Here is a 260-nt window from a genome sequence, read left to right as displayed (position 1 = left end):
CCTTAACGAGAGTTCTTCCGCGCGCCTTAGCATGCTCTGCTCGCCTACCTGTGTCGGTTTGCGGTACGGGCACCTAGATCTCACTAGAGGCTTTTCTTGACAGCCGGAGCTCATGACCTTCGCTACTATAAATTTCACTCCCCATCACAGCCCAGCCTTACGATGTGCGGATTTGCCTACACATCAGCCTCACTGCTTGGACGGACAATCCATCAGTCCGCGTCACTACCCTTCTGTGTCACCCCATTGCTCAAACAATC

General features: G+C 53.5%; 1 rRNA gene. It reads right to left on the bottom strand.

The window, feature by feature from the left end:
• Positions 1 to 260: ribosomal RNA gene (locus tag KJS52_RS27130) — 23S ribosomal RNA — on the bottom strand; the annotation flags it as partial.

It is taken from the genome of Paenibacillus montaniterrae (assembly GCF_018403185.1).
In the GTDB taxonomy this organism is placed as follows: domain Bacteria; phylum Bacillota; class Bacilli; order Paenibacillales; family Paenibacillaceae; genus Pristimantibacillus; species Pristimantibacillus montaniterrae.
Note: the sequence above shows the minus strand (reverse complement) of the source record. Positions and strands in the feature narration are given on the sequence as shown.